We start from the raw sequence: 26,150 nt of genomic DNA, 5'->3' as shown, positions 1-26,150 counted from the left end.
CTAGACCCCTTTTCAGTTCTCCGCTATAATCTTCGCCCAACCTAACTCCTTCCCTAATTAAGGTAATGCCCATGCGTCCAAATGATCGCGCAGCAGACCAAGTGCGCCCAATAAAAATTACTCGCAACTACACCGCTTATGCAGAAGGTTCTGTATTGGTGGAGTTCGGCAATACCAAAGTGTTGTGTAACGCCACTGTGGAAGAGAATGTGCCTCGCTGGCTAAAAGGCCAAGGTAAAGGCTGGGTGACAGCAGAATACGGCATGCTACCACGCTCGACGCACTCAAGAATGCGTCGTGAAGCAGCAAGCGGTAAGCAAGGCGGCCGTACGATGGAAATCCAACGTCTAATCGCTCGCAGTCTGCGCGCGGTAGTTGATCTAGAAGCCATGGGTGAAGTCATGGTAACGGTAGATTGTGATGTTATCCAAGCAGATGGTGGCACGCGTACTGCCTCTATTTCTGGCGCTAGTGTGGCAATGGCTGATGCGTTTGCTCACCTTGTTGCGAAAGGCAAGCTAAAAGCGAACCCAATGAAAGGCCACGTTGCCGCTGTCTCTGTGGGTATTCTTGGTGAAGATATTTTGTGTGACCTTGAGTACACAGAAGATTCTGCAGCCGATACGGATATGAATGTGGTCATGACGGAAGATGGTCGCATGATCGAAATCCAAGGCACTGCAGAAGGCGAACCGTTCAGCCATGATGAGTTGATGGCGCTACTGGCGTCAGCAAACAAAGGCATTGCCGAGATCGTAGCAGCTCAGAAGCTGGCTTTAGAAGATTGATTGATAGCTCCCGTAAGGGGGCTATTTTTTTGTGTAATACAGATACACCACGGCCGTCATTCCTGCGCAGGCAGGAATCTACTTAAGGCTTGGTGGGCGCGTTGAGTAGACCCCTGTCTACACAGGCGCGCGGCTAGTGGGGTGACGATTATTTTGAGTTAGATGATCCCACGACTTAAAAGACATGAGGCATTATGTCTAAATGGGGTATGGCAACGACATACCTAAAACAACAACCGAGAGAGATAAAATGAAAGCATACCAGCGTGAATTTATTGAATTTGCATTAGAGAAAGAAGTCCTAAAATTTGGCGAGTTTACCCTTAAATCTGGTCGTAAAAGCCCTTACTTCTTCAACGCTGGGCTTTTCAATACTGGTCGTGACCTTGCTCGTCTAGGTCGCTTCTACGCAGCAGCACTGGCTGACTCAGGCATTGAGTTTGACGTGCTATTTGGCCCAGCTTACAAAGGCATCCCAATCGCAACAACAACAGCGGTAGCACTTGCTGATCACCACGATATCGACACGCCTTACTGTTTTAACCGTAAGGAAGCGAAAAATCACGGTGAAGGCGGCAACCTCGTAGGTAGTGCACTCGAAGGCCGTATTATGCTGGTGGACGACGTGATCACCGCAGGCACTGCGATTCGTGAGTCGATGGAAATCATCAAAGCTAACGGTGCTGACCTAGCGGGCGTATTGGTCGCGATTGACCGCCAAGAAAAAGGCAAGGGTGAGCTATCCGCGATTCAAGAAGTTGAGCGTGACTTTGGCTGTGCGGTGATTTCAATCGTAAGTCTGACAGACCTAATTACTTATCTAGAAGAGCAAGGCGGCAACGCTGAGCATCTAGAAGCGGTAAAAGCGTACCGTGCGGAGTTTGGTATTTAATAACTCGTAAAAGTTGATTGAAACAAACTGCGTTTGAATACAAAAAAGGCCTGAATATTCAGGCCTTTTTTACTTTTGTCATTGAGGTTTATTGCTGCGGTTTGACTTTACACAGAATAGCGCCGCGGTTGTGGCTTTCAGCAATCACATCACTGCAATCAAATTGCTCTTGGTAACGTGGGAAGTCATGGGTCATTCTGTCTTTGAAGGTAATCAAATAGAACTGCTCTAACCCTTCAAGTTGCTCCTCTGTGCGCAGAACCTTCGCCTGACCATTACTGTAGTATTGACCCGAGTATGATCGTGGATACATGTAGAAGGTTTTAACTTCTGGATCCAAACTGCGAATTAGATGCTTATCACTGTTGTCGGCAATTTTGCCCGTGGACAGCATGTAGGTAGCCGCAATCAGCGCAATAGGCACGATAAGCGCAGCAATCGTCAACCAAATGGTATCTTTATTCTTCCAGAAAATCGCAATCAATAGACCAATCGCCGGTGTACCTGGTAGTACGTAGGTCGGTAGAATATTGCTTGAAACCGTGAACAAGATAAGCGGTGACAATGCCCACCAGATCGCAAAGCTCGTGAAACCGTGGTTTTGTTTTGCTTGCTCAAGGCCAAACTTAGCGCGTACCAACATGAGTACCGGTAGAATGAGTGACCACGGTAATACCGCCAGTAACCAGAAGAACCAGATTTTACCTTTCGGCTCCTCGTGACCCGAGCCATAAAGATCACCCGTCCAGCCTGGCTCGACAAAGCGCTTGTAGTGCTCGCCCACAATGAAGTAATCGATAAATCCAGGTGTGGCGCGCTCTGCCATGATATACCAAGGCAGTGCAATCGCCAGCATGAGCAAGGTTCCCTTAATAAGCGGGAATCGGCGCCATAGCTCAACAAACGCGCCAATTAGGCCGTGTTGAATGACCATCCACGGGAAGACCGCCAAACCAAATAGCACAATCGCCACTGGCCCTTTGGCGAGTAGGCCGATAGCCAAACCAATGAAGCCTACATAGCCCCACAGCGTTTCACCGCGCCAGCATTGGTAGAAACCAATCATAGAAAGTGCCAGACCTAAGGTAAGCGCCATGTCGGTCATCACAGCGCCTGCTGAGATTGAGAATACGAGCGTAGTCGATAGTACGACAGCGGCAACCAACGGGTTATAGCCATTCTTCTTCGCAAACCATGCAGCACCAGCGACCACAATAACGCCAGCAAGCCAGTGTGGTAAGCGCAAGGTAAATTCTGACAACCCAAAGATCTCAACGCTAGCAGCACTCATCCAAGTGAACAGTGGCGGTTTGCCCCAGAACGGAACGCCATAGTCAAATAACGGTGTTAGCCAGTTACCAGTTTCCACCATCATTCGCGCCATCTCACCATAGCGTGATTCAGTTGTGTCCATTAACGGATAGAATCCAAGTGAGAGTAGGCGGATCAACAACGCGGCAATGAGTAGGAACCACAGCGTTCGCTGTTTATTTATCATTTTCATATGCTCCAAAAGCGGGACTGCGGCCGAGATAGACGTTAAGGCCGATGCTGAGCAAGACGACGCTATATCATCTTGCCGAACAAAAAAACGTTCGAAGTCTCACACATTCTTCAAGTGTAGGTCAATAAAATAGCAATCAAACTATTGTTAATTTGTGTATACCTGATGACCTTACACAATCTTCTTCGTTTGTAGAGCTTGCTCAATCAGTGGTGGTACAAACTGACTAACATCCCCTCCGTGAATAGCGACCTCTCGAACCAAAGTGGAAGAGATAAATGCGTGCTCTTCAGCTGGGGTGAGGAACACACTTTCTAACCCGGGCAGTAGCCTGCGGTACATGTTCGTCAGACCAAACTCGTACTCGAAGTCGACTGTGGTGCGCAGGCCACGGATCAATACATTGGCCTTTTCCTCTTCAGCAAAATTAACCAACAGGCCAGAAAATCCTTTCGCTGTCACGTTATCTAAGTGCTTAGTGACCTCAGTGGTGAACTGCACGCGCTCATCAAGAGTAAACATAGTGTTTTTGCTTGGGCTTGCAGCAATAGCGATGATGACTTCATCAAACATGGTCGATGCACGTTCAATCAGGTCTAAATGACCATTGGTAATGGGATCAAAGGTGCCGGGATAAATCACACGAGATAGGCGTTTTTTCGTCACGGTATTAGCTCTTGTTCATAGTTTGCGTCAGTGTAGCACTTTCCTGGGTTTATTAGGAATGAGGTTGCCAGAAGCCAATGAATTGCTATTATCCTCAAACAGCTAGGTGACAAGAGAATAAAGATGAAAAACATATTGGTGGTTCGCAACGACAAGATAGGCGATTTTATGTTGGCATGGCCAAGTTTTGCGATGCTCAAAGCGTCGATGCCGAATTGTCGAGTCACTGCCTTGGTTCCTAGCTATACGGTGGCGCTAGCAAGAGCCTGTCCGTGGATTGATGAAGTGATTGTTGATTGCGGTAAAAATGCCGATAAGCACACTCAGAAACATTTAGTTCAAACCCTAAAGAGCGCGAAGTTTGATGCTTCCATCAACCTGTTCTCTACCACCTACAACGCTCTGTTAGTGTGGAAGGCGAAAATTCCTTACCGATTGGCACCTGCGACCAAATTTGCTCAGCTTTTCTATAATCGACGCATCAAACAAAAGCGTTCACAAAGCGCCAAACCCGAGTATGAATACAACCTCGATCTCGTTCGAGCGTTTTTAACCGACCAATCGATTGAGATTGTGGAACCGCGCGCACCGTATTTCTCTTTCTCCCTTGATGCGCTAGCAAAGCAAAAAGAGAAATTAGCGAGTGAACTTGACCTAAACAAAGTACTGCCTTGGGTATACGTGCATGCCGGTAGTGGAGGTTCAGCAAACAATCTGACTCTTGAGCAGTATTCTGATCTGGTTGCTGGAATCGATGGCAGTTTCAATGTGGTATTAACTGCCGGTCCTGGCGAAGAAGAGAAGGCGAGGGAGCTGCAGGTTCTGTTGGCAGAGAAGCAGATAAACAGTGTGGTGTATGACAAAAATGATGGGTTGGTGGATTTTTCCTGTTCGCTTGCCTGCGCCAGTCTGTTTATCGCAGGTTCAACTGGGCCTTTGCATATCGCCGCTGCGCTTGATGTGCCAACCGTAGGTTTTTTCCCAGCTAAACGCTCTGCTACACCGCTGCGCTGGAAACCGCTCAATTCAGAAGGACGTCACTTGGCGTTTGCACCGCCTCTAGCTGAGGATAAAGCGAGCCAAGAGAACATGACTCGCATTGATATTGCCAAGGTGACGCAAGAGCTTAACCCTTGGGCGGCTCAGTACTTGTCCTAACCCAGAGGTCAGCGTACTTCACGAAAGTGGAGTGCGCTGACAACAAACACAGTAGCAGACCTTGTTTGCCATCCAAAAAGCCAGCTTTGACGATGTACATTTTCACAAAGCACGCCACGGCATGCAAAATACCTTGTGAAATGCTCGATTTCTTACCACGCTTTTCTCTTTGCTCAGCCCATGCCTTGGCGTAACCCGCAGACTTCACTAAGTAGTGGTGAATGTCATCATAGGTGTAATGGATAAGGTCGCCCTGTAGGGTTTCAACCGTCATTGACTTGTCGGTTTCGACTTTCTCGTGCACTAAGGAGTCGTTGTATTGCGTGAGTTTAGTTGGGTAGAGGCGCAGAACTTTGTCTGGGTACCAACCACAGTGCTTGATGAAGCGGCCGAACACCCAGCTTAGTCGGGCAAACTGATAAATAGTGGTTGGGGCGTTTTTACTGACTGCATCTAATATGCTGGCTTTGAGCTCTGGTGTGACGCGCTCGTCGGCATCAAGCCAAAATACGAAGTCCGATTTAACGTGGCTTTGTGCGATCTGCCTTTGACGGCCAAACCCAGGCCAATCACTGTTGGTATAGAACTTAGCGCCCATCTCTTCAGCAATAGCCTTTGTATCATCGCTGCTGCCTGAGTCTAAGATAACAATTTCATCCACCCAGCCTTGTACTGTCTCTAGGCAAGCGCGTAGATGCTTTGATTCATTTTTTACTATCAGCGCGACAGCAAGTGTTGGTTTGGTCACTGTTATGATCCTTGGTTGATTGATGGTATCGCCGCCCTAATTGAGCGCTTCTGATGGTACCACATGGTCAAACATCGCAATCACGCTATCAGCCTTAATCCGCTGCATCGCCTGCTTGTCTTTAACCCGTGCGCGCCATTCAAGCTCACTGCTGGCTTTCCCCGTTTCAGCGACAATCGCTTCTTCATAAGCCGATACTACATAATCCAAATAACGATACGGGCCAGTGCGCTGTGGATTATGGTGAGCATACAAACCGATAACCGGTGTCTGCATTGCATTAGCCATGTGGGTTGGTCCAGTATCTGGTGCAATCACCAAATCGCCCATATCAAGCAGAGCCAGCATCTGCATCAGGCTACTTTGACCAATGACGTTGGTGATTGTGTGAGGGCACAAAGCTTCAATGTGCGCGCCAAGCTCCACTTCAATCGCGGCAGGGCTACCTGCCAAGATGACCTTCCATCCCTTCTTAACGGCATGATTAATCACAGCAACATAACCTTCCGCCGTCCAGTTTTTATAGCCTTTGCTGGCGGCAGGAACAATGACGAGATTTCGCTGTCCCACTAAAAGCGGTTTTGCCCAATCAGCGTGCTGCTGACTGTAGTTTAGCTGCCAACTGGGAAATTCAGCAGGAATGCCGAGGGTATCATTGAAAGCGAGTAAGCCATCCAATACATGCATTTTGGGCGGAGAAGGCACTTTAACGTTGGTGAAGAGCTGCTGAAAATCTTGCGCTCGATCTGTATCAAAACCTAATTTGTATTTGGCTTTAATACCCAAAGTTGCGATGCTCGCGCGCAGTGCGTATTGCATGTGAAGTAGAGCATCAAATTGTTGACCATGGAGCTGGCGCCACAAATCGCGATAGCCACGCCAGCCTGCTTTTTTGTCAAATACGACAATATTGATGTCTTGAATACTTTCCAGCAGCTTGGCTTCTAATGAGCCAGTTACCCAGGTGATTTGAGTCTTAGGCCAGTGAGCTTGGATCGCTTGTACCGCAGCGATGGTGTTGCACACGTCGCCAATGGCGGACAGGCGCAGAATGCAAATCGATTGTGGTGGAGAGGTAAACAGTGCCATAGTGCCAGCGCATTCAGTCATAGATTGGCAACGATTATGCAGCGAAGAAAATAGAATGTAAAATTTCGCCATAGTGCTAGAATCGCCGCCCCAAAACGATAGACTTTACAAATTGTTAAACTCTGTCACTCTTTGAATAGTGATTCTAAAGGATAATGTTCTATTACCATGCGGTATGAAGTGATTATGTCGGCCTATAACGACGCTGATGTCCTACAGCTTACTTTATCTGGTTATCTCAACCAGGTAGATAAGGACTTTGGTATTTGTGTGGCGGACGACGGTTCCGGACCTGATATCAAGCAGCTTGTTGAGGAGTTTCAGCGGAAGGGGCTGAAAATTCGTCATATCTGGCATGAAGATAAAGGTTTTCGGCGAACGGTTATTCTCAATAAAGCTGTGGCGAACTCACAAGCGGAGAGAATTATTTTCACCGACAGTGATTGCATACCACACCCCTGTTTTATTGCCGATCATAAGGCGGCTAGTCGTCCCAAAAGACTGGTAACAGGCCCAAGAGTGTATTTAGGCCCCGATATTACCCAGTGGTTAAAAAATGGAGACTCGTCGATAATCGAGTTAAACAGAACCTCGTTGTTGATTTGGCTCTCCATACGTAAGCAACTGTCGAAAATCGAGCAAGCAATCCGTTATCCTGCATGGTTACTGCCTTTCTTCAATCGAATGAAAACAGTATGGCCTTATGGCGCCAATTTTGCTGTTGATCGCCAAGACCTTCTGTTGGTCAATGGTTTTGATGAGGACTTCTTAGGTTGGGGTGGGGAAGACGTTGATCTCAGTCATCGTTTATCCTTGGTTGGTGTGACGGCGTATAGCTCTCTAGGACGAGCCGTGGTTTACCATCTTGATCATCCGATCCGAGAGGCAGACGATGGTGATGAAACGCTGACCCAGCTTAAACAGCAAAAACTGAATACCACCGCTGCTTATTGTCGCAATGGCATGAATAAATGGTTAGATTAGGCATCTAACAACCTATTATCTACTTGGCTTCGGAGACCCAGTGCAACAAGTATCCCCCAATCCCGATACCATGATCTGGTATGACAGCGCCTTTATTTCTGCTCCAGATGAGCAGCTTTTTTGCTCTGATTACTGGCAGAAACACGACAAGGTACTCGGTAGTGCTCAAGGTCGTGGCACGACTTGGTTTGTGGAGACCGAACATTTACCGGCGGCGTTACGGCACTATCGCCGCGGTGGACTATTTGGCAAGCTAGTGCGTGACCAATATTGGTTTAGTGGTTGGCACAATACGCGTAGTTTTCGGGAGTTCTCATTGCTGAGCAAGCTGATTGCGGCAAACGTCAATGTCCCACGCCCGCTCGCGGCAATGGCTGTGCGCAGCGGACTGTATTATCGCGCTGATCTTTTGAGTGAAAAGATTGCCAATGCACAAGATCTTGTCGCTATTTTGCAATCAGGCGCGCTAGAGAAACAGGCGTATCGTCGAATCGGTGCAGAAATACGAGCAATGCATGATGTGGGTGTCAACCATACCGATCTCAATATTCATAACCTACTCATTGATGATCAAAACAAAGTTTGGATTATCGATTTTGATAAATGCGCTGAGCAGCCCGGTGAGAGCTGGAAGCAAGATAACCTCAGTCGTCTAAAGCGTTCTTTTGAAAAAGAGTTAGGGCGTTTCCAAATCCACTGGCAGCCCCATGACTTTGATGCGTTATTGGCAGGGTACGAACAGGGTAAGTGATGAGAAAACTCTATTTCTACTTAAGGTGCATCCCCAAAACATTGTGGTTTAACTTTCGCTATTTTCCACTGGCAACGGCGCTGCGTTTTCCAGTGCTCGTTTGTCACCGCACCTATTTCAGAGATTTACGCGGTAATGTAACGGTACCAAATGATGCCAAGTTCGGGAAAATTAAACTCGGCTTTGGAGAGGTGCAAATCGCTGACGGTAAGTACTCACGGTTTATTTGGTCGCTTAAAAAGGGTGGTACGGTGAACTTCGGTCGAGGCAATAAAATCGGCACTGGCAGTCGCCTTCATATCTCTGGTGATTTAACCATTGGTGATGGCGTTAATTTTTCCGGTGAAACGACGATAGTGTGTCAAAAAGCGATACGTTTTGGTGATAGGGCTTTAATCTCTTGGCAAACCCTGTTTATGGATACAGATATGCACGCGGTGGAGCGAGAAAGTGGCGTGAGCATAAACTCAGATAAAGAAGTGCTCGTAGGCTCAGATGTTTGGGTTTGCGCGCGTTCGACAGTTCTTAAAGGCAGTGTGGTCAGTGACAACTCTATTGTATCAGCGGCGGCGTTGGTGATTGGGGAGTTTAAAAAAGACGCCATTATTGGCGGCAACCCTGCCAAGATTATAGGCTCTATGGCAGGGAAGCGGTTTGTGCATTAAGAGCTATGTTTGAATTGAAGGCAAATTACTTTCGGCACGTTTAGCTCGAATTAAGAACCCCAACAAAATAGCGTTAGTAGTCGCATAGAGCACTACGCCCTCATTGTGTAGGAAGTGGTCTTGAGAGACACAGAACCCTGCCGTAGAAAGAATGTGCAGCCCAGCAAGGGTTGCCCATAGCTTAACCTCTTCGCTCTTCGCTCGAACTAGGCTCACTAAATAGAGAATACCAGGGATACCAAGAAAGCCCATCAATCCGATAAAGCCAATCACCCCACGTTGTGACAGAGCATTAAAGTAGGCGCTGTGAGCATTGCCATTAAACGTTCGTGCATACTCGGAAAGTTCTCTGTTGGCGAGTGCAAGATCGAGGCGGGGTTGAAGTGCATGCTCTCCCCAGCCAAGCAGGGGCTTTTCTGAGAAAAGCTGCCAAGCAAACTTCCACATTTCCACACGCACGCCCACTGAACCATGTTCAGATTGTGTTTGTTCTGTCACGACTGCGACGTGATTTCCAATGCCGACAGATGAAGTCGTTACTACTATAGCGACAGTCGCAACCAATGAAAGCAGTGCAATCACTGAATAGCTACGTGCTGTTTGTTTAAAAAAGACGACAGTGGCAATTAAGTAGGTAAAGGGAGCTAAGATCCACCCACCTCGCGTCAGCGACATCACACTGGCGGCGAGCGCTAAATTAGCTCCAATTAGACACAGCCAAGCTAGCTTTTGATTGGATTTATGCCAATAAAGCGAAAGCGTAAATAGCAGTGTGGAAAATAAAATAGCGGCATTGCCTTTTTGAATCGGCATTAGTGCATCAAAGCCTCGCCACTCCTTAATATAGACGTCATAGCCTGAAATCAGCGCGCCCAACAATCCCCCTGCGACTAGACCGTAGCACAGCGAAGCCGCAGAGACTCGAGTGAAGATCACCAAATAACTGACAATGCACAGCAAGAGTGCTTTAGCCGGATATTCAATGGATCGCCCAACACTTCGCGTATCGAGGTCTAAGTAGGCGCTTAACGCAATAATAAACAAGTGAAGGCCAAACAAGGCAAACGTCCAATTTAGAAGCTGCATTTCTTTAAAAGCAGAACGGGTCGTGTCCTTGCATTGGTAAACTAAGACAATAATAGTCACCAAGGCCAATAGAGCCGAGGCAATGTTATAGCCACCGTTAAAGTAAGTCGCAAAAAACAGTGCGACTAGCGCGGCACTAAGTTTGTTGAGCCAGTCAGGGGTGATAGAGTGATGGGTCGTCATAATGATTTTACGTCTAGTTCTTCAGCAAGTTAAAGGGAAGTGGCGAGGCTATCTAATGTGCGCCGTAAAGCCCCTTGATTTTGACTAACAGTGTGTTTGTTGGCGTCCCCCATGGCGATAGCCAGTGAGGGCTCAGTGATAAGCTTAGATACAGCACTGACAATTTGCTCTGTACTCTCGCAAACCATCGTCCCTTTGTTGTTCACCAACTGCTCGGTAATATCAGCAAAGTTGAAGTAGCTTGGGCCTGTTAGTGAGGGAATACCGAGAGCGGCGGGTTCAAGTAAATTGTGCCCCCCCACTTTATTGCCGAGTAAGCTCCCACCCATAAAGCAAACATCGCTTGCTGCGAGGTAGCTCATCATTTCTCCCATGGTATCGCCAACGACGACGGATGTTTCGCTTGGAAGTGCCGATATTAGTTTAGAGCGTTTTGCGCGAGTAAAACCTTGAGATTTGCAAAGTTTAGCTACATCGTTGAAGCGCTCTGGGTGCCTAGGCACAATAACGAGTAGCAACGTTGGGTGTGTGCTTAGGAGCTGCTTGTGAACCGCTAATAGCTGCTCATCTTCACCTTGGTGCGTACTGGCAGCGATCCAAACAGGACGGTCTTGACCAAGTTTCGCTCGCAGTGCGCGGCCTTGTTCTATTTGCTGTTCAGTCACTTGAATGTCGAATTTAACTGAGCCAGTAACTTGAATGCGTTCAGTGGCAATCCCCAAACGCTCAAAGCGGTGTGCATCATCGTCAAACTGACAGCATAAATTGGTAATAGTGGGTGCAATAACATCAAACAGTGGTTGCACCTTTTGATATCGAGCACAGGAACGCTCTGATAAACGAGCATTCACTACCGTAATTGGCACGCCTGCGTTAGCGACACAATGTAAAGTGTTAGGCCATAGCTCTGTCTCTACAATGATCATGTGTGACGGCTTAATTACACGTAAGAAGCGCTTAACCGCAAAGCCAAAATCAAGCGGCATATAACGGTGTTGGGCGATTTCACTTAGCTTGGCGGCTTGCTCGGCACCGGTTGGGGTCGTTGTTGTGATCAGGATTTCTGTATTTGGATTTTCGGCGGCAAACTGCTTAATAAGCGGTGTCACCGCCAGTGTCTCACCTACAGAGACAGCATGAAACCACACTACAGGTTTTTCAGTGGCGGCTAAACGTGGCGTAAAGCCAAAATGTTCACGCCAACGCTTCCCCACACTCGGCTTTCCCGGTTTAGCTTTAAATAGACCATACAGAAAAATCGGCGCGACGACGGCAAGCAGTACAGTGTAGACAAAGCGAACTATCATTACGGCTTCACACTTGGGCTAATGAGCGATTGCTGCTGCAAATACTGCTCGGTTTGCTGTACATAATCCGCCTCGTAGGAGTATTTAATACTATCGTGCGAGGCAAGTAAGTTAAGAACCAGTAAGTAACCAAACGCCAGTTTAATCAGTAGCAAGCGCTTTTCACCGACAGTAAACCAAGTCGCGACAAACGAGGTAAAGCGATAGCGCTGTACAAATTGGTTGAATTTAGAGGGTGTAGAGTTGCTCGCTGCAGGTTCTTTGGAAACCAATATAGCGTGAATACCGATAAGGATAGGCAAAATAGCGAACGGGTACACCATGATCAAGTGCCAGTATGAGAACGTAATTGGAGACAAGGCTGCGCTAATCAGGACACCGATAACGGCGCCAAACGCATACAACTCGACCCATTGTTGGCCATCTACATTGCCACGACCACGTAGGCAAAGTGGTTTGACACGTTTCCACCAAAGCCAGTTCAGCCTCGCTGACACGACAACCGTTACCGCACCAACCACAAACACCAGTGTTTTCCAAAGCGCGAGTGCGGAAAGCTTTAACCACTCAATTTGTGTTAGCCAATCAAACTCACCGTAAGCAATGACCTTATTGGAAAACAACATAGAGCCATATCGCAGCCAGTAAAGCAGCGCTTTTAGCACCGGATACACATGCACCAAGCCGTAACCAATATAACGGTCGCTCTCACGAGTCAAATTCTCATTAACGGCATACTCTTGGAAGTAAGGCACCAATGAAAGTAGCAGAGCCGCTACAGCGGCGAGGGCACCAAGCCAAGAGACGTGCCCCATTTGACGATAGAACAGATACACTGAAATTACCGCCAAAATAGGCCATGAATAGTGAAGCTGCATCGCCAATCCAATCGACAACACGTGAACGAAGGTATAACCAAAGGACTTACCAAGACGCATCTTAGATGCCGACCAGAGATGCATGGCAGCAAATAGACACAAATACGATGGATTGTAGAGTAGGCTGTCGTATAAAAACCAAGGATTGAGCCAATAAAGCGCAAGAAACAGTAAGCGCATCAGAGCGTTATCTTTCTCTGGCAGCATAGTTTTAATGACATTATCGAGCAGCACTAGCGAGACGATGCGCAGCAATACTAACAGCACCATTGGCGACCAGGGAGAATCCCACACGAGCAGTGGCACACCGATAAGCCAAGTCGATAGTGAACCTGGGACATTACCAACGGCGCTCGCGGCATTACCATAGCTTAACCAGGTATCTTGGTAGGCGCCTAAATATCCTTTGTAGAGCATTTGAGTTTGATCGCCAGTCAGGATTTGGTTTTGAGCGTAGAGAAAAGTAAACACTAGCCCAATAGTAAAGCCCAAAGCGTACAGCCAATGAAAATGTCGTTCTGCGATGGAATGTTGGTTCATATAAGACTCTTTAGAGCGGTTAGTGAGGTGTGGACTCTGAGGAGCCGGAATAGGTCCACACTTTGTGAATAAGATAGGTGATGATGGGCAATATAACGACGACCATCAGTATACGAATGTAGCTATTCCAGTCAGAGAACAGTTCACTTATCGCTTGTGAAATCATTAAAGCGCCAAACTGCACCATAAAAAAGCGCAGCGCATTACTCAGATTGACCTTGTGTCTAAACACCAATACCGTTTGAGCAAAATAAGAAAAGACAAACGCGATTGAGAAGCCAACAATATTGGCGTACAGCACACTGTCCTTGACTAGGTGAATAAAGCTAAAGGCGACAGCAATGTGAATTGCGGTCGCCATTCCGCCCGTGAGGCCGAAACGGACAAGGCGATACTGAAGCAGTCGGTCAAGCAGCACTCGCATCGTTACTGGCTCGAGTTATCGTCTTGTGACTTGACGATTGAAGGTGAGCCAATGCTATCTTCTTCAATGATATAGGTTGGTCTGCGTTTGGATTCCATATACAGGCGCCCGATATACTCCCCCATAACACCGATGCCAATTAACTGCACACCACCAAGGAATAGCATGATGGTGATGGTTGAGGCATAACCAGGAGCATCAATACCGTAGATTAGGGTTTTTACCACGGTGAAGCTGCCATAAATAAAAGCAAGAGCCGAGATAAACGAGCCAATATAGAGCCAAATACGAAGTGGCGCAGTACTAAAGCTGGTAATGCCATCAAGAGCAAAATTCCACAGCTTCCAGCCGTTAAAGCTGGTTTCACCCGCTTCACGCGCTTCACGTTTGTATTCCACCACCGCAGTCTTAAAGCCAACCCAAGAGAAGATGCCTTTCATAAAACGCTGGTTTTCAGGCAACAGTTGAATGGCATTCACTACACGGCGGTTGATTAGACGAAAATCCCCGACGTTTTCTGGGATATCCACTTGCGCCACAGCATTGTGAAATTTATAGAACATCTCAGCAGAGAATTTTTTTGCCCACGAGTCGGTGCTGCGATCGGCACGTTTTGCCACAACCACGTCATAACCTTCTCGCCATTTTTCGAGAAAATCGTGAATAAGCTCAGGTGGATCTTGCAGATCAGCATCGATCGGGATCAGCACTTCGCCACGAGCAAGATCAATACCAGCGGTCAGTGCAGCTTCTTTGCCAAAGTTTCTTGATAAATTGACGACACGGATATGAGCATCTTGCTGCTGTAGCTGCTTGATCACCGATAACGTATTGTCTTTACTGCCATCGTTGATCAGTATTACTTCGTAGTCATACTCGGTTTGCTGTAAAACCGTAGTGATACGCTCCATAAACAAGCTCACCACTTGCTCTTCGTTGTAGCATGGGCAGATGATGGAGATGGTCGGTTTTTGTTCTGTCATTCGATTTCTCTAATTTGATCAATGCCGTTTAAGCAGCGCGTTAAATTTAGCTTTTTCTTTTGCTCGAACATTTGCATGGCTTCAGAGCCTTGCTGTTTCTCTTTATGATACAGGTGAAATAGCGCACAGCACCCGAGAACGGTTTGAGGCGTGAGCCCCCACTTTTCTAAGCGCCACACGAGATCGGTTTCTTCCATGCCGTAGCCTTCGTAATCTGCGTCAAAGCCATTCACTTCAAGTAGTGCATGACGCGGAACCGCTAGATTGGCGCCAATAGCGCCTCGTGGCTTTCGATTCCAATATCTAAGGATAGGCTCAGGAAAGCGGATCGCCATTTCAGGTCGCTTTAAGCCTTTTTTTAGCGCTTGGCTTAATAACCAAAATACAGACTCGGTCTGCTTTAAAGCGACTTTATGCTCACGGATTAACTGGCTTGCCCCTTGGTATAAATCTACTCGACGACCAAATAGCATAGTGTCGCTGCGCAGCCTTTGTCGATAATCCTCGATAAAGTACTGTGAAGGGATGCAATCGTTGTCCGTCATGATAATAAAATCACATAGCGAACTGGCAATCGCTTTGTTTAACGCTAGTGCGCGTCGATAACCTTTGTCTTGTTGCCAAAGGTGGCGAATATTCAAACCAAGAGCACGATAGACATCGACAAGCGCTTTCACCTCTGGGCCTGAACCATCATCAGTAACGCAAAGGGAAAAGTTGCGATCGGTTTGGCGTAGGTACCCCTCGAACACCAATCGCATATCTCGCACATTGTTGTAGGCGGCCATGATGACTTCAATGGTCGCGCCGTTGTCCGTGTTGTCGTAATGCTTAGCAGACATAACCGCTTAATAATCCTGATTCTTGAAAACTGGCGACTCTATGGCTTTGGTTTAGCCGTTAGAGCAAATGGTTTTACAACTTAGCGATAACCATATCGGGCTCGAGTTGTTTTAGGCAATTCATATGCCCCAAAGGACACTCACGCTTAAAACATGGCCGACACTCTATATCAGTATTGACGATCTGTACACGCTCACCAAGTGGTGGCGTGTAGTCCGGTGAGCTCGAGCCATAAATCGCGACAATATTGCAGCCAACCGCCGCCGAGACATGCATCAACCCCGAATCATTACTGATCACGGTGTCGCAAGCTGCGAGTAAGTCCACCGCTTCAATCAGCGAGGTACTACCTGCCACGTTATAGCAATGTTGCTGAGCCTCTGGCGTCAGAGCATTGCGAATTTTTTCCGTGACTTCGCGATCTTTGGCCGAGCCGAACAGCCAAACTTGCTGACCACCATCGATTACGTGTTGTGCAACCTTAGCGTAGTGCGCATCTGGCCAGCGTTTCGCCGGACCAAACTCAGCGCCAGGACACATGCCAATCGCTACTCTGTCGTTGGTTAGCGAGAACTTGGACAGCGTTTGTTTTTGAACAAGTTCATCCACGGTAAGTTTAGGCCTCGGACAGCTCTCCAAGCGTACTTCATCCAACATAGCGTCTTTTGGACTCGCCAAAGCGACAAATCGTTCCACATAATATTGAAAAATACGCTTGTTCGGGCGCAAATCGGTGAGCAGGCCATAACGAGTTTCACCTTTCCAGCCAATACGGTTAGGGATCCCAGCAAATAGCGGTATTAATGCTGATTTTGCAGAATTAGGTAGCACGTAGGCATGCGTATAACCTTGCTGCTTGAGTTGTCGGCCAATGCGCCAGCGCCCTTTTAAATCGAATGCACCATGCCCGATAGGCATTTCAATCGAGCGATTGACTTGTGGCATTCGCCCGAGAATTGGCTCACACCAAGCGGGTGCAAGCACATCAATGGTCGCTTCTGGATAGCGATTTTTTAGCTCAATATAGAGGCTTTGCGACATCACCATATCGCCGACCCATGAGGGGCCTATGACTAGGATCTTCATGATTTCACTTTTCTAAATAGGTAATTGCCGCGCACTTTGCGCCAGAGCCCAAATACATCAGTTTTTGGGAAAATAGCGATACGGCGAACTTGGTAAGGGTCTTGATGAAACGCTAAAGGACCAGAGTTGGTCGCGACCGCGTATTGGTAGCCTGCTTCTTTAGCGATTTGCTTAGACGCTTTATTGTGCTCACCAAATGGGTAGGCAAACGACGTGAGTGATTTACCTAGTGTCGCCTCAAGCGCCTTCTTGTTTTCGATAATTTCGAAACGCTGCTGTTCATCGGTCAAAGTATCGAGTTTCGGGTGGGTGAGAGTGTGACCACCAATCTCGATATGTCCAGACTCTGCCAATTGTTTGACTTGCTCAGCGTTCATCAGGGGCACGGATTTCTCTGGGTTTGATGGATTTTCAACATCCCAACGATTAAAGGTCTCACCAGTGACCACATACACTATGGCCTTAAAGTCATATTTTTGCAGAACGGGAAGCATGAGCTCTAGGTTATCAACGTAACCATCATCGACCGTCAACATGATATAACGCTTGTTGGCATCTAGGCGTCGGATGAGACGACCATCTTGCAAGTCTTCAAACGTTAAGGTTTCAAAGCCCATTTTTTTTAGCAGCGCCATATGCTTATCGAACATATCAATATGCAGATACGTACCGTGAACACCTTTGCCACTGTCATCTTTGATGAAGCGATGGTACATGATGACCGGCATTTCACGCCTTAGCGTGGTGACGTACACGTCTTGGTAAATACGCTCAATATCATCGACGATATTGGTCAGACTATAATTGGCGCGTATGGTATCGCTGGTGGCTTGAGAGCAATGCGAACTACTTAGTCCTTTTTCGACCAGAGCGGCAATTTGGGTAAAGTCGATATCGAGGTCCACCGGACCAATATCACCAAAGTTCGTCGCCATGGCCTCATCGACATTGTTTTCATCGACAATGCCAATGCAAGTCGCTTCACCAATAGCAAGCGTCGGCCTGCCGCAAAGCAGCGCTTCCATCGCGACGCGGCCTGCGCCGATCACTAAATCCGCCTCACTAAGCATGGCAGGCACATCATCGGTGTAGCCCACAAAGTTGACGCTTGATGAAAATTTTTCGAACCGTGACTCAAACTTAGAACCTGTCACCACGCGAATATCGTACTTTTCAGCATCCAAACACTCATCGAGTAGACGATAACAGAGCTCACCTTTTGGGCCGCTCAAACGGCCAACAATAGTGACGACAGGTTTAGTGTTGTTTGGTGCATTTAGCCACTGGAAGCTTGACGTTTCAATGCCGTTACGGCTCACTTCCATTTGTTCCATCGGCACTGCTAAGTCGTTATGGAGTTGGTCACGAATCGCCTCACAAACTGGTAGAGCCTTATCGCCCATAGCATGAAACTTCTTGCGTGAGGCATGCACAGGTTGGCGACCGTGCACGGTTGTGACCATCGGGGTGCTAGTGATTTTACACGCGACGTGACAGCTCCAGCTCGATGCTCGCGAGTGAGCATGAACTAACTGAATGTTGTGCTTTTTGATGAGATAAATTAGATAACCTACATGCCAGAAACGACGCGGCACACTGCGCTTATTGAAACGCAGTGAGAAAAAATCGCCTTTGTGTGGCTTGGTCAAAGTGTCAGAGACATAAAACACGTTATGGCCCCGAGCAGTCAGTTCATTACCTACCGTAGTAGCGTAAACCTCAGCCCCAGTTACTTCGAGCTGGGACAGAGCCATAAGAATGTTCATTAATAAACTCTTTTAGATTGTTCTCTATTGTGTCGCTATCTCAGTGATATCGTCATTCAAATGATATCGTCATCCCTGCCAATATTGTCATCCATGTTAGTATCGTCATCCCTGCGCAGGCAGGGATCTACCACCAGCGCGCACCAAGCCTTAACCAAGATTCCTGTCTGCACAGGAATGACGCAAGTTGTTAGGCTCACATTCCAACGATACTATCATCCAATGGATCGTCATCCCACTAGCCGCGCGCCTGCGCAGGCAGGGATCTACCATCAACGCACACCAAGCCTCAACCAAGATTCCTGTCTACGCAGGAATGACAGCGTTGTGTGTTTCGTACTACCAGCAGATATCGTCATCCCACTAGCCGCGCGCCTGCGCAGGCAGGGATCTACCACCAGCGCGCACCAAGCCTCAACCAAGATTCCTGTCTGCACAGGAATGACGGCGCTGCGTGTTTGACGACACTGGGTGTCTAACGCCACTTAAATGGCGACCTCAGCGATCCTACTTATTCACAATCGCCAAATACTCAGCCACACCCTCAGCAACCGTCTTAAACTCAACATCACAACCCGCAGCACGCAAGTTCGTCAAATCCGCCTGAGTAAACTCCTGATAAGCACCCTTCAAATGATCCGGGAACGGAATATTTTCAATCTCACCCTTACCATGATGCGTAATCGCAGCCTGTGCAATCGCTTCAAATGTCTCTGCATTACCAGTACCGCAGTTATAGATACCAGACTCACCATTTTCCATGAACCAAAGGTTTACTTTCGCTACATCGCCAACGTAAACAAAGTCACGCTTAAAGTGCGCACTGCCTTCAAACAGTTTTGGATTCTCACCCGCATTCATTTGATTGTTCAGATGGAACGCCACCGATGCCATGCTGCCTTTATGCTGCTCGCGAGGGCCGTAAACATTGAAATAACGGAAACCAGTGACTTGAGATAATGTCTCACCATGAGCTTCTGCATCCGCCCACAGGCGACGAACATAGTTATCAAACTGCTGCTTTGAATAACCATAGACATTAAGCGCTCCTTCATATTGGCGCTCTTCTTTAAATACAGTTGTTTCACCATAAGTCGCAGCAGAAGAAGCATACAAGAATGGAATTTCACGATCTAAGCAGTAATGCAGCAGCTCTTTTGAGTACTCATAGTTATTAAGCATCACATACTTGCCATCCCACTCTGTCGTTGCAGAGCAAGCACCTTCATGGAAGACCGCTTCAATCGGGCCGAAGTCATCGCCTGCCATAACTTGAGTAAGGAAGTCATCACGATCCATGTAATCTGTGATGTCTAGGTCAACTAAGTTTTTGAACTTACGTCCATTTTTTAGGTTATCGACAACCAAAATATCATTCAAGCCAGCCTCGTTAAGTGCCTTGATAATATTGCTGCCAATCATGCCAGCACCACCGGTTACAATGATCATAAAACGTTCCAATTTAAGTGGGGTAATGACTTGAAGTATATAAGATTTACCAAGGGGTTCAAAGGAGTTCCTTGGCGACAAGCTCCGAGAACTCAGCTTGACAAACTGTGACTCATCGCTCAAAAAATATCATTTGTCAGCAAACTGTAAAAATAATACCGTTTACAATGCTTTATACAATGGACTAACATTGAAAGTCAGTGTGTTCAATTAGGTGCACTGAATTATCGATAATTGAGTAAAAGGAAATAACCATGAAAAAAATCGCATTAATCATGGCGATTGCAGCAGGTATGGCTAGCCCAGCATTTGCAGAAGCTGAAGGCGGCGCCGCAGCAGGCGCTGGCGCAGGTGGTGCAGCAGCAGGTTCAGCTTTGACTGGCGGTATTGTTATTGGTACTGCAGCTGCAGTAGCAGTGGTTGCAGTTGCATCGGCTGATGACAACAACGCGACAACAACAACAGTAACTAACACTCAGTAATTGTTGTTGATGCACGCTCTCTTTGCATATTGCATGTAGAGAGAGCGTTATTTTCCCTTAACAGTTTTTTCTCCACTCTGTCGAGTTGAGCAATTATCACATCTTATGTAGCGCCTTTAGTATGCGCTCATTCTACTGCGGGATGATGTATTGAAGTTTAAATCCACGCTCATTATGTGCTCGGTACTGACGTTGACGGCTTGCTCCCAACGCTTCCAAGACGTAAACGCAACCTTATCTGAGGCCTTTTTAGGTGCCGATGATGTGGTCATGACCGCTGAACAAATTCAGGCACTCCCATACGCCAGCGCCTACATTCGAATCAACGATGGTGCCCAAATCTTTGTTGTTCTGGCCTTTGCTGAGCCAAACACAGCCACGGGTGTGACTCAGTATAAATGGATGTCTTCAGACCGTGCCTTGTTCGTGTACGAAAAGGGCAGATTAGTGAAAACCATAGGTCTCTATGGTGATAACCTCCAAGGCGTTACCCGAACAGAGCAAACCGCCAACTCTTGGCAAGTGAATTATGATTGGATGCCAGACTACCGCTACGGATATCAAGGTATTGCCAATCGATGGGCAGATGGCAGTGAAACCATCAATACCGCTGTCGCCAGCTACCAAACAGAAAAATACAGCGAACGTGTGCAGTTTGATGCGCTAGACCATCCGCTAATCAATGAATATTGGCAAGACAGTGAAACGGGCAACACCGTGCGCTCGATAGAGTACATTGGCCCGCAAATGGCCAAAGTCGAATTTACCGTATTAAAACAACCCTCGATGTAATCATTTGATGGCAGCGCCTCCACTAGGTTTTGGGCGTTGGTATCGATTAAGGAAACCACATGTTCTATCACGGATGGCGAAATAAAGAATGTCTAAAAAGACGTTGTCTGTCACTGCTAATGGCTTGTCCTCTTTTTATGGCTTCAGCGATTGCTGTTACCGTTTCCCCTGCGAGCAGTGCCGAGCTATCAGTCATGCTGCCACAGCAGTCGGTTAGATTGGAGTATCCCCAGCCTGCGCGATTGGATAGGGTTTTAAAAGATGCCAATAACCAAGCACAGCTTGCGAGCGTGCAGCTGGATTATGTGCAAGCTCAGCTGTTTTCCTCAGACAAACAAGCCAGTATTGACAGTAAAAAAGCCCAAGTGGCCGCTCAGCTCAAAGCGCTTCAAGCGCAAGACCCAAGCGTGGGTGCAAACAGTGTCTTAGCGCAGCTTGACAGTGTTCAATTTCACTACCGCGAGTTCACCTCTCTCGATTATGACCTGGTGCAATCACTACGAGATGGCAACCCGCAACTGGTCGGCAACTATCAACTCAACATCGGCGCTCGTCATAACAAAGTAAGCTTTCTGGGGGCAGTAAAGCAGCCGGAGCGTGTTCCGCATCAGGCGCAGTGGTTCCTAGCCGATTACTTCAATGCTCTCGGCGATATTCGTTTAGATAGCGCTAGTCGCAGTACTGCATTAGTGATTCAGCCAGACGGCAAAGTCATGGAGATGGCCTATGGTATATGGAACTTCCAACCTCACTTTCTGGCGCCTGGAGCAATAGTCTACGTGCCTTTTAAATCCCTTCCATCAGAGTTTTCAACCCTAAATCAAGAGATTGCTGATCTGCTGCGTCATAAGGTGAATCACAATGAATAATAAGCGATTAACGCCTTCAATATTATCCGCGGCAATAGCCACCGTACTAAGTACAGCATCCCATGGTGATGCGTTTAAACCTGCGACATTAACGCCATCCCAATCGGATTTTGGCGGCGTGGGCCTTATGCAAATGCCAACTGGGCGCATGGCGGCTGAAGGGGAATTTAGTATTAATGGTGACTGGACCGAGCATTACCATAAATACAATGTTAGCTTGCAGTTGATGCCTTGGTTTGAAACTACGATTCGCTACACTTTGGTTCAGGATTTACTCTACAGTAACGATCCTAGTTTTAGTGGCGATACTAAGTACACAGATAAAGGGATTGATTTTAAGATCCGTTTGTTGGAAGAGGGCGATTACCTGCCAGAAACATCGGTGGGTTTTAGAGATTTTGGCGGTACCGGGCTGTTTGATGGTGAGTTTATCGCCGCGACAAAGCGCTTTGGCAATTTTGATTTCACATTAGGGATGGGTTGGGGCTACCTTGGCACTCGCGACAATATCGCCAATCCGTTTTGTAAAGTCAGTGATGGCTATTGCACTCGACCTTCAGATTACAAAGGCTCTGGGGGCATGGTCGACTATGATCGTTGGTTTAAAGGACCTGCAGCTCTTTTTGGCGGCATCGAATACCAAACTCCCTGGCAGCCGCTGCGTTTTAAGTTTGAGTATGATTCAAATAACTACTCCCAAGATTTTCCTGTAGTGCGTGCCGGCGTCAACATGACACCCTCAACACCGTGGAACGTAGGTGCACTTTATCGAGTAGGAGACTGGGGCGATATTCGTGCCAGCTATCAGCGTGGCAATGCCGTTGCCCTAGGCGTGACGCTGCGCACCAACTTTAACGATACCAAAGCCTATTGGTTGGATGAGCCCACCCCAGAACCACGCCCAGCGCAAGCTGCTAACAGTGTTGATGAGGTTGACTGGGACAAACTGGCCGGCGAGCTAAATGCTATTGCTGGTTATGATGATGTCGCGATTCAGCGCAGCGGCGATACCGTAACGATTGTCGGTAAGCAGAAAAAGTACCGCAATCGAGATGAGGCACGCGAGCGTGCGGCGCGCATTTTAGCGAACCACCTTCCAGCGGAGATCACCACTTACAACATCATCGAAACCAATCTTAATTTGCCGCAAACCGAAACTGAAATTAATGCGGACTCATTCAAGCAAATTGCGCAGCAACAGCCGTTAGACCGTGAGTTGACTGATGCTATTTTAGAAAAAGAGGTAGAGGGTAAAACCAACGCAGAAACAGAGTTTGACGGCTTTGACCGTTTCCAATACTCGTTTAGGCCAACGCTAGCGCAGTCGATAGGCTCAGCCGAGAACTTCTATCTGTATGAGCTGGGTATCGATGGCACAGCGGATGTGTGGGCTACGAAAAACCTTAACCTATCTGGCACCTTGCACCTCAATGTTGTCGATAACTATGACAAGTTTAATTACATCGTCCCACCGGATGGAACAGATGTACCGCGAGTAAGAACCCTATTTAGAGCCTATGTGTCAGACAACACCTTGTGGGTAAAAAACCTACAGGCGACTTACTTTCAAGAATTCGGTAATGGATTTTATGGCCAAGTCTATGGCGGCTACTTAGAAACCATGTTTGCTGGTGCTGGTGGTGAGCTACTCTATCGCCCACTTAATAAAAATTGGGCGATCAGTGCCGACATCAACTTAGTATCGCAGCGTGACCCAAGAAGTGCTTTTGGGGTGTTCGACCAAGAAGACCAAAACATCCCTGAATTAGGCCGACCATTTAAGGCCGCTGTCAATCAAACCACCGGTTTTGTCACCGGCTACTATATGCCGCAATGGCCTTTCCTGGATAGCACGCTATTTAAGGTTGGGTTTGGTCAGTTCCTCGCTGGCGATGTGGGTACTCGTTTAGACTTCTCAAAACAGTTTAAAAGCGGTGTGATTGCTGGTGCTTACGCGAGCTTTACTAACTTAAGCTCAGAAGAGTTTGGTGAGGGCAGCTTTACCAAAGGTTTTTATGTTTCGATTCCATTCGACATCATGACGGTGAAACCGAGCGCGAATCGTGCTTTCTTCAACTGGCAGCCGCTCACACGAGACGGCGGACAGATGCTAGGACGTAAATACGAGCTGTTCAGTGTCACAGATGCACGTTCACCATGGTTACAAAGGCCAAGTCAGGTCGAGTAAGCCCTCCCCTCTAAATGGAAGAGTTTCGTTATATTAGCTAAAGGTGTAGTAAAAAAACGAAATTCTTCCATTTAAAATCCCTATACATTTAGTGATTTTCATCACACTTATCCAGTTTTGTTGGTTTAATAAATGAATCAACATCATGTTTTTATGTAAGTTTACCGAAAAATCAGTATATTACTCAGCTAGTTTTAATACAGTTTGTTTTACTGCCTTATTGTGCATATCTTCTGAGCGCTATTTTTTGTAAATGAGTGGTGGCGGTAGCGTGCGTGAAAAGAAGAAATTAGGCGTGGCAAGCACTAAATACAACACCAAGTTTGAGTCGCCGCAAGGGACTTGAGTACCGCTTTAGGTGGGTTAGGGCGCTAAGGAATGAGTAAGAACAGCATTGCTGGTATGTTGGCCATGGTATTGCTGGCAGGGTGTAGTTTGCCAGGAAGTCATTTACCAACCAGTAATAAAGAAACAGAAACCACACAAGATAGCTCGCTCGATCAGCAAGTCTCTATCTATCCCCTGACGGCGCAGCAAGTCGTCCAATTCAAGCAACAGATACCACAAGCCACGCCCAATCCAGCTCTCGATTTAGCGATTGCCAAATACGAATATCGAGTCGGTGTGGGCGATGTCCTCAATATCACCATTTGGGACCACCCAGAGCTGACCATTCCTGCCGGTTCGTATCGTAGCTCCGAAGAAGCGGGTAACTGGGTTCATGCCGATGGCTCCATCTTCTATCCCTATATTGGTAAAGTGAACGTGGTGGGTAAAAGCGTTACCGAGATCCGTATTGATATTGCCAAGCGACTCTCTAAATACATTGAAAGTCCGCAAGTTGACGTGAATATCGCCGCTTTTCGCTCGCAAAAAACCTATATCACCGGTGAAGTGCAAAAGCCGGGGCAGCAGCCTATTACCAATATTCCCTTGACGCTGCTAGACGCCATTAACCGTGCGGGCGGCCTTGCAGACGATGCCGACTGGCGCAATGTCACGCTAACGCGAGATGGCCAAGAGCAGTCTTTCTCTTTGTATGCATTGATGCAGCGTGGCGATCTCACGCAAAACCTACTACTTGAGCCAGGCGATATTGTTCATGTGCCACGTAATGACAACCAAAAAGTGTTTGTGCTGGGTGAAGTCTCTAGCCCACAGATGCTGAAGATTGATCGTGCAGGCATGAGCTTAACAGAGGCGCTTAGCTCAGTGGGTGGCATCAATGAGGTCGCGGCCGATGCTTCTGGGGTGTTTGTCATTCGCAATAGCAGCAAACCAGACCAAGTGGCAGATATTTATCAGCTAAACATTAAAGATGCGACTGCGCTGGTCATCGGCACCGAGTTTAGTCTTGAACCTTACGACGTGGTTTACGTGACCGCACAGCCTATTTCTCGTTGGAACCGTTTGATGACGCAGCTACTACCGACACTTACAGGCATTAAGAATATTGCTGATGCGGGTAACTCGTATCGGGCTTGGGATAACTAAATGGTTTGTCAATTGACTGCAACCGAACAGATTGAGCAGTTGGAGCATCGCTATGTTTAATAACATTCTTGTCGTCTGTGTGGGCAACATTTGTCGCTCACCTACCGCCGAGCGCGCACTGCAAAAGCTCATTCCAGGTAAAAAAGTGACATCCGCAGGGATTGCGGCTGAGAAGAGTCGTCTTGTTGGCAACAGTGCCGATAAAATGGCCATCGAAATTGCAGGTCGCAATCAGTTGGATGTCTCCGGTCACAGTGCCAGACAGTTAACCCAAGAGATGTGCCGTGATAATGACCTTATCCTAGTGATGGAAAGAAAACACATCGACGCCGTTGGCGATATTGCCCCTGCGGCGAGAGGAAAAACCATGCTCTTGGGGCAATGGTTAAATCAAATCGAGATTCCAGACCCGTACCGCCAAAGCGAAGAGGCGTTCGAGCATGTGTTCACGCTGATTGAACAGTCAGTGCAGCAATGGTCTAAAAAGCTCTAGGCGGTAGTAGCAAGTTTCGTTCACCCCTTTACCATTTAAGTT

General features: G+C 47.5%; 26 protein-coding genes. 13 read left to right on the top strand and 13 right to left on the bottom strand.

Annotated features, from left to right (window positions below):
• Nucleotides 1-71: 71 nt before the first annotated feature.
• Together rph and pyrE are read left to right on the top strand one after the other, a co-directional pair.
• A complete protein-coding gene (gene rph, locus ACVA6Q_RS20270; RefSeq protein WP_353497611.1) occupies nt 72-788 on the top strand; it encodes a ribonuclease PH in 717 nt (238 codons plus the stop codon).
• Between the two features lie 250 nt (nt 789-1,038).
• On the top strand, nt 1,039-1,680 hold the full coding sequence (gene pyrE, locus ACVA6Q_RS20265) for an orotate phosphoribosyltransferase (protein ID WP_353497612.1): 642 nt from the start codon (nt 1,039-1,041) through the stop codon (nt 1,678-1,680).
• Nucleotides 1,681-1,768: 88 nt separating this feature from the next.
• Here pyrE and ACVA6Q_RS20260 read toward each other — a convergent pair whose 3' ends face one another.
• Together ACVA6Q_RS20260 and coaD are read right to left on the bottom strand one after the other, a co-directional pair.
• The gene (locus ACVA6Q_RS20260) at nt 1,769-3,175 is read right to left on the bottom strand and encodes an ArnT family glycosyltransferase (RefSeq protein WP_446648762.1); all 1,407 of its coding nucleotides are present in this window, start codon (nt 3,173-3,175) and stop codon (nt 1,769-1,771) included.
• A 180-nt stretch (nt 3,176-3,355) separates the two neighbouring features.
• On the bottom strand, nt 3,356-3,850 hold the full coding sequence (gene coaD / locus ACVA6Q_RS20255) for a pantetheine-phosphate adenylyltransferase (RefSeq protein WP_446648743.1): 495 nt from the start codon (nt 3,848-3,850) through the stop codon (nt 3,356-3,358).
• Nucleotides 3,851-3,973: 123 nt separating this feature from the next.
• Between coaD and ACVA6Q_RS20250 the strand changes: the two genes are divergently transcribed.
• Nucleotides 3,974-5,008, top strand: coding sequence for a glycosyltransferase family 9 protein (locus tag ACVA6Q_RS20250; protein ID WP_446648742.1), 1,035 nt, complete (start codon nt 3,974-3,976; stop codon nt 5,006-5,008).
• Here ACVA6Q_RS20250 and ACVA6Q_RS20245 read toward each other — a convergent pair.
• Together ACVA6Q_RS20245 and ACVA6Q_RS20240 are read right to left on the bottom strand one after the other, a co-directional pair.
• On the bottom strand, nt 4,977-5,762 hold the full coding sequence (locus ACVA6Q_RS20245) for a glycosyltransferase family 2 protein (RefSeq protein ID WP_446648761.1): 786 nt from the start codon (nt 5,760-5,762) through the stop codon (nt 4,977-4,979). The genes ACVA6Q_RS20250 and ACVA6Q_RS20245 overlap by 32 nt on opposite strands.
• A 30-nt stretch (nt 5,763-5,792) precedes the next feature.
• Complete coding sequence (locus ACVA6Q_RS20240; protein ID WP_446648760.1) at nt 5,793-6,845, bottom strand: glycosyltransferase family 9 protein; 1,053 nt, start codon at nt 6,843-6,845, stop codon at nt 5,793-5,795.
• 186 nt (nt 6,846-7,031) lie between these two features.
• On the opposite strand from ACVA6Q_RS20240, the gene ACVA6Q_RS20235 reads away from it, so the two are divergent.
• The 3 genes from ACVA6Q_RS20235 to ACVA6Q_RS20225 are packed head-to-tail and all read left to right on the top strand — an operon-like array spanning nt 7,032 to nt 9,245.
• Nucleotides 7,032-7,829: a glycosyltransferase gene (locus ACVA6Q_RS20235; protein ID WP_446648741.1), complete on the top strand. Its 798-nt coding sequence runs from the start codon at nt 7,032-7,034 to the stop codon at nt 7,827-7,829.
• Between the two features lie 40 nt (nt 7,830-7,869).
• Complete coding sequence (locus ACVA6Q_RS20230) at nt 7,870-8,580, top strand: 3-deoxy-D-manno-octulosonic acid kinase (RefSeq protein WP_446648740.1); 711 nt, start codon at nt 7,870-7,872, stop codon at nt 8,578-8,580.
• Complete coding sequence (locus tag ACVA6Q_RS20225) at nt 8,580-9,245, top strand: acyltransferase (protein WP_446648739.1); 666 nt, start codon at nt 8,580-8,582, stop codon at nt 9,243-9,245. Before ACVA6Q_RS20230 ends, ACVA6Q_RS20225 begins: the two co-directional genes overlap by 1 nt.
• A 3-nt stretch (nt 9,246-9,248) precedes the next feature.
• Here ACVA6Q_RS20225 and ACVA6Q_RS20220 read toward each other — a convergent pair whose 3' ends face one another.
• From ACVA6Q_RS20220 to ACVA6Q_RS20185, 8 genes are all read right to left on the bottom strand, one after another.
• Complete coding sequence (locus ACVA6Q_RS20220) at nt 9,249-10,514, bottom strand: O-antigen ligase family protein (protein WP_446648738.1); 1,266 nt, start codon at nt 10,512-10,514, stop codon at nt 9,249-9,251.
• A 29-nt stretch (nt 10,515-10,543) separates the two neighbouring features.
• Nucleotides 10,544-11,821: a lipid IV(A) 3-deoxy-D-manno-octulosonic acid transferase gene (gene waaA / locus ACVA6Q_RS20215; RefSeq protein ID WP_446648737.1), complete on the bottom strand. Its 1,278-nt coding sequence runs from the start codon at nt 11,819-11,821 to the stop codon at nt 10,544-10,546.
• Nucleotides 11,821-13,239, bottom strand: coding sequence for a 3-deoxy-D-manno-octulosonic acid transferase (locus ACVA6Q_RS20210; RefSeq protein WP_446648736.1), 1,419 nt, complete (start codon nt 13,237-13,239; stop codon nt 11,821-11,823). Before ACVA6Q_RS20210 ends, waaA begins: the two co-directional genes overlap by 1 nt.
• Before the next feature lie 19 nt (nt 13,240-13,258).
• The gene (locus ACVA6Q_RS20205) at nt 13,259-13,663 is read right to left on the bottom strand and encodes a GtrA family protein (protein WP_446648735.1); all 405 of its coding nucleotides are present in this window, start codon (nt 13,661-13,663) and stop codon (nt 13,259-13,261) included.
• 2 nt (nt 13,664-13,665) lie between these two features.
• Nucleotides 13,666-14,646: a glycosyltransferase family 2 protein gene (locus ACVA6Q_RS20200; protein WP_446648734.1), complete on the bottom strand. Its 981-nt coding sequence runs from the start codon at nt 14,644-14,646 to the stop codon at nt 13,666-13,668.
• The gene (locus tag ACVA6Q_RS20195; protein ID WP_446648733.1) at nt 14,643-15,488 is read right to left on the bottom strand and encodes a glycosyltransferase; all 846 of its coding nucleotides are present in this window, start codon (nt 15,486-15,488) and stop codon (nt 14,643-14,645) included. Before ACVA6Q_RS20195 ends, ACVA6Q_RS20200 begins: the two co-directional genes overlap by 4 nt.
• A 73-nt stretch (nt 15,489-15,561) precedes the next feature.
• Nucleotides 15,562-16,575: a lipopolysaccharide heptosyltransferase II gene (gene waaF, locus ACVA6Q_RS20190; protein ID WP_446648732.1), complete on the bottom strand. Its 1,014-nt coding sequence runs from the start codon at nt 16,573-16,575 to the stop codon at nt 15,562-15,564.
• Nucleotides 16,572-18,341: a polysaccharide deacetylase family protein gene (locus tag ACVA6Q_RS20185; protein WP_446648731.1), complete on the bottom strand. Its 1,770-nt coding sequence runs from the start codon at nt 18,339-18,341 to the stop codon at nt 16,572-16,574. Before ACVA6Q_RS20185 ends, waaF begins: the two co-directional genes overlap by 4 nt.
• 222 nt (nt 18,342-18,563) lie before the next feature.
• Here ACVA6Q_RS20185 and ACVA6Q_RS20180 point away from each other — a divergent pair, with 222 nt between their 5' ends.
• Entirely contained in the window at nt 18,564-18,803 is a 240-nt protein-coding gene (locus ACVA6Q_RS20180) for a hypothetical protein (protein ID WP_446648730.1), read from the top strand.
• 45 nt (nt 18,804-18,848) lie between these two features.
• Here the strand turns inward: ACVA6Q_RS20180 and rfaD are convergent, their stop codons facing one another.
• The gene (rfaD, locus tag ACVA6Q_RS20175; RefSeq protein WP_446648729.1) at nt 18,849-19,790 is read right to left on the bottom strand and encodes an ADP-glyceromanno-heptose 6-epimerase; all 942 of its coding nucleotides are present in this window, start codon (nt 19,788-19,790) and stop codon (nt 18,849-18,851) included.
• Nucleotides 19,791-20,044: 254 nt separating this feature from the next.
• Between rfaD and ACVA6Q_RS20170 the strand changes: the two genes are divergently transcribed.
• From ACVA6Q_RS20170 to ACVA6Q_RS20145, 6 genes are all read left to right on the top strand, one after another.
• Complete coding sequence (locus ACVA6Q_RS20170; protein WP_446648728.1) at nt 20,045-20,272, top strand: hypothetical protein; 228 nt, start codon at nt 20,045-20,047, stop codon at nt 20,270-20,272.
• A gap of 150 nt (nt 20,273-20,422) precedes the next feature.
• A complete protein-coding gene (locus ACVA6Q_RS20165) occupies nt 20,423-21,064 on the top strand; it encodes a YjbF family lipoprotein (RefSeq protein ID WP_446648727.1) in 642 nt (213 codons plus the stop codon).
• A 59-nt stretch (nt 21,065-21,123) separates the two neighbouring features.
• Nucleotides 21,124-21,933: a capsule biosynthesis GfcC family protein gene (locus ACVA6Q_RS20160; protein ID WP_446648726.1), complete on the top strand. Its 810-nt coding sequence runs from the start codon at nt 21,124-21,126 to the stop codon at nt 21,931-21,933.
• On the top strand, nt 21,926-24,121 hold the full coding sequence (locus tag ACVA6Q_RS20155; protein ID WP_446648725.1) for a YjbH domain-containing protein: 2,196 nt from the start codon (nt 21,926-21,928) through the stop codon (nt 24,119-24,121). Before ACVA6Q_RS20160 ends, ACVA6Q_RS20155 begins: the two co-directional genes overlap by 8 nt.
• Before the next feature lie 378 nt (nt 24,122-24,499).
• A complete protein-coding gene (locus ACVA6Q_RS20150; protein ID WP_446648724.1) occupies nt 24,500-25,615 on the top strand; it encodes a polysaccharide export protein in 1,116 nt (371 codons plus the stop codon).
• 52 nt (nt 25,616-25,667) lie between these two features.
• Nucleotides 25,668-26,108 carry an arsenate reductase/protein-tyrosine-phosphatase family protein gene (locus ACVA6Q_RS20145; RefSeq protein ID WP_446648723.1) on the top strand — a complete coding sequence of 147 codons (441 nt, stop codon included), beginning with the start codon at nt 25,668-25,670 and terminating at the stop codon, nt 26,106-26,108.
• Nucleotides 26,109-26,150: the final 42 nt, after the last annotated feature.

Source organism: Vibrio sp. DNB22_10_4, assembly GCF_052879755.1.
The sequence above is the reverse complement of the archived record's forward strand: the minus strand, read 5'-3'. Positions and strand labels throughout refer to the sequence as shown.

Bases quoted from the DNA above. Each gene is read 5' to 3' on its own strand.
- rfaD (WP_446648729.1), bottom strand. From the start codon at position 19,790: ATGATCATTGTAACCGGTGGTGCTGGCATGATTGGCAGCAATATTATC.
- ACVA6Q_RS20210 (WP_446648736.1), bottom strand. From the start codon at position 13,239: ATGAACCAACATTCCATCGCAGAACGACATTTTCATTGGCTGTACGCT.
- ACVA6Q_RS20195 (WP_446648733.1), bottom strand. From the start codon at position 15,488: ATGTCTGCTAAGCATTACGACAACACGGACAACGGCGCGACCATTGAA.
- ACVA6Q_RS20240 (WP_446648760.1), bottom strand. From the start codon at position 6,845: ATGGCACTGTTTACCTCTCCACCACAATCGATTTGCATTCTGCGCCTG.
- ACVA6Q_RS20200 (WP_446648734.1), bottom strand. From the start codon at position 14,646: ATGACAGAACAAAAACCGACCATCTCCATCATCTGCCCATGCTACAAC.
- waaF (WP_446648732.1), bottom strand. From the start codon at position 16,575: ATGAAGATCCTAGTCATAGGCCCCTCATGGGTCGGCGATATGGTGATG.
- ACVA6Q_RS20225 (WP_446648739.1), top strand. From the start codon at position 8,580: ATGAGAAAACTCTATTTCTACTTAAGGTGCATCCCCAAAACATTGTGG.
- ACVA6Q_RS20185 (WP_446648731.1), bottom strand. From the start codon at position 18,341: ATGAACATTCTTATGGCTCTGTCCCAGCTCGAAGTAACTGGGGCTGAG.
- ACVA6Q_RS20160 (WP_446648726.1), top strand. From the start codon at position 21,124: ATGTTCTATCACGGATGGCGAAATAAAGAATGTCTAAAAAGACGTTGT.
- pyrE (WP_353497612.1), top strand. From the start codon at position 1,039: ATGAAAGCATACCAGCGTGAATTTATTGAATTTGCATTAGAGAAAGAA.
- ACVA6Q_RS20250 (WP_446648742.1), top strand. From the start codon at position 3,974: ATGAAAAACATATTGGTGGTTCGCAACGACAAGATAGGCGATTTTATG.
- rph (WP_353497611.1), top strand. From the start codon at position 72: ATGCGTCCAAATGATCGCGCAGCAGACCAAGTGCGCCCAATAAAAATT.
- ACVA6Q_RS20220 (WP_446648738.1), bottom strand. From the start codon at position 10,514: ATGACGACCCATCACTCTATCACCCCTGACTGGCTCAACAAACTTAGT.
- ACVA6Q_RS20150 (WP_446648724.1), top strand. From the start codon at position 24,500: ATGAGTAAGAACAGCATTGCTGGTATGTTGGCCATGGTATTGCTGGCA.
- ACVA6Q_RS20235 (WP_446648741.1), top strand. From the start codon at position 7,032: ATGTCGGCCTATAACGACGCTGATGTCCTACAGCTTACTTTATCTGGT.
- ACVA6Q_RS20145 (WP_446648723.1), top strand. From the start codon at position 25,668: ATGTTTAATAACATTCTTGTCGTCTGTGTGGGCAACATTTGTCGCTCA.
- ACVA6Q_RS20205 (WP_446648735.1), bottom strand. From the start codon at position 13,663: ATGCGAGTGCTGCTTGACCGACTGCTTCAGTATCGCCTTGTCCGTTTC.
- ACVA6Q_RS20155 (WP_446648725.1), top strand. From the start codon at position 21,926: ATGAATAATAAGCGATTAACGCCTTCAATATTATCCGCGGCAATAGCC.
- ACVA6Q_RS20170 (WP_446648728.1), top strand. From the start codon at position 20,045: ATGAAAAAAATCGCATTAATCATGGCGATTGCAGCAGGTATGGCTAGC.
- ACVA6Q_RS20180 (WP_446648730.1), top strand. From the start codon at position 18,564: ATGGATCGTCATCCCACTAGCCGCGCGCCTGCGCAGGCAGGGATCTAC.
- waaA (WP_446648737.1), bottom strand. From the start codon at position 11,821: ATGATAGTTCGCTTTGTCTACACTGTACTGCTTGCCGTCGTCGCGCCG.